Annotated in this window: 3 protein-coding genes; 2 read left to right on the top strand and 1 reads right to left on the bottom strand. The window is 39.2% G+C overall.

The annotated features are described in order from the left end of the window. Positions 1-152: 152 nt before the first annotated feature. The gene (locus AC1DRF_RS24280; protein WP_427076361.1) at positions 153-656 is read right to left on the bottom strand and encodes an immunoglobulin-like domain-containing protein; all 504 of its coding nucleotides are present in this window, start codon (positions 654-656) and stop codon (positions 153-155) included. A 108-nt stretch (positions 657-764) separates the two neighbouring features. Here AC1DRF_RS24280 and AC1DRF_RS24275 point away from each other — a divergent pair, with 108 nt between their 5' ends. After that, on the top strand, positions 765-1,472 hold the full coding sequence (locus AC1DRF_RS24275; RefSeq protein WP_427076362.1) for a Type 1 glutamine amidotransferase-like domain-containing protein: 708 nt from the start codon (positions 765-767) through the stop codon (positions 1,470-1,472). A gap of 84 nt (positions 1,473-1,556) precedes the next feature. Beyond that, on the top strand, positions 1,557-2,141 hold the full coding sequence (locus AC1DRF_RS24270) for a hypothetical protein (protein ID WP_427076363.1): 585 nt from the start codon (positions 1,557-1,559) through the stop codon (positions 2,139-2,141). The last annotated feature ends 38 nt before the right edge of the window (positions 2,142-2,179 follow it).

Below are 2,179 nucleotides of genomic sequence, written 5' to 3'. Positions count from 1 at the left end.
GATTGGAGGGCAAGACGAAGACTCCTGCGGAAAGCGAAGTCTTGCACAGGAATCAACAGCGGGGTAACAAGCAATTCATACTAATCATTCACCCAATTTGTTCGTCTTTAGGTGAGATGAATTTCGGTATTTCTAACTCTCTCTTTTTACCTTTAATCAAACTGTCCGAGAACGTTCTTAAGACTCGGCCAAACAATTTCAAAAGGAGCCGCTAACACATACTCTTTGCCATTTTCATCTTTAAAGTGTTGAACAAAACGATATTTTCCTACTTTGTAGTTAGGAGTTGCGATATCTTGTTTGAATGATTTCCCTGGCTTTAGCGTGATGGTTTTATCAGGGAACTCTAATCCGTTTAGCACAACTTCGTACCACTTTCCGTCTTTTAAGTGATCCGCCGTATTTTCATAAGGAATTGTTAAGGTATGCGTCGAATTGTTTTGGATAACAAAAAAGCCAAACTGCGTTTCATCGTACTTTTCGCTTACAGCAGATAGCGTAATGGCACCTCCGTCAGTGTTAATGGAAGATGGGATGTTTTTTTCTTGTTTGGCTCCTAAATCCATTTTTTGACCGTTATAATCGATATAGCCAAAGATACAAAACAAAATAATAAAAATACCTAGTATTAGTATAAGTGTTCGTACTATTTTCAAAAGCTTTGCACCACCTTTTTATCACTCTTCCATTATACGGAAATTCATCTATGAGAATTAGTATGAATTTACCTTTTATCTATGATCTTTTTGAAAGGAAGGATGGAAATGAGACAAATTATAGCCATGGGCGGCGGAGGTTTTTCGATGGAGCCGGATAACTTGCTGCTGGATCAATACATACTTTCACAAGCTCATACAAATGTGCCGAAAATCTGTTTTATCCCTACAGCCAGCGGAGATGCGGATAATTATATAGAAAGGTTTTATGAAGCGTTTGAGAAGTTGATATGCACACCGGCTCATTTATCGCTGTTCTCTCAAAACTTTATGAATTTAAAAGCATATGTGATGCAGCACGACATTTTGTATGTAGGCGGCGGTAATACAAGGAATATGCTTTCTTTATGGAAAGAGTGGGGACTTGATACAATTTTAAAAGAAGCTTATAAAAAAGGAATAATCTTAGCAGGAATAAGCGCAGGTTCGATTTGCTGGTTTGAAGAAGGCGTCACTGATTCAATGAACAACAACCTGTCTAAAATCGACTGTCTAGGGTTTTTAACCGGCAGCAACTGCCCTCACTACGACGGAGAAAGCAATCGAAGACCTTCGTATCATGAATTAATGGCAAGCGGAGAAATGAAAGAAGGCTATGCTGTAGATGATGGAGTCGCGCTGCATTTTAAAGATGAGAAGCTATCCGCATCAGTTAGCTCAAGACCAACAGCAAAAGCGTATGCTGTTAATCGAAAAGCAAGTAAAGTCATTGAGCATGAACTCCTGGTGACGTATTTAGGTGATGACAAGCAATAAATGGCCGCGTCCCATGTTTCTCTGTATAAAATGGAGCTTATTCGTACATATATAAGCAGAGACTCTATATAGGAGGTTACTTCAGTGAGTTATGAACGATACTGGGGAAACATACATGAACAAAGCGATAAGCTGCAGAAGTTATTATCGTCGTATTGGCATCAGTATTCAGACTTTGGAAACTGGCAGTTTTGGGTGGTACTCGCTTCACTCGTTCTTCCTCTTGTGTTGTTGTATTTTACCGTAGACCGGACGAGGATCTTTGAGGTGTTTTTCTTCGGTTACACAGTGCACATGCTCTGGGCATATATTGATATTGCACTTGGGAGAAGCGGTCATTTAACGCACACGTTTTTCTTAACGCCGCTGCTTCCGAACGCAACGAATATTACCGCTTCTATTTTGCCGGTAGGCTTTCTGCTGCTTTATCAATATTGTACGAATCACCAAAAGAATTTTTATCTGTATACAATTCTGCTGAGCGCTGTTTTTTCATTTGGACTGGCGCCTCTTGAACACCATTTTAAATTTATTGATTCAGGAAAAGGAATGAGCTTGTTCTATATTTTTCTGATTGATATAGGAATAACGTTAGTAGCGTACTGGGTTACAAGGCTGCTTGTAAAAGCAAAAGCCGCAGCCTATCGTAAAGCGGAAAAAGAACGCTGAAAAAATGTTTGAAAATTATTAGTTAAGGGTATACATAC

It is taken from the genome of Priestia sp. P5_B4 (assembly GCF_056400385.1).
This window is presented reverse-complemented; position numbering and strand designations above follow the sequence as displayed.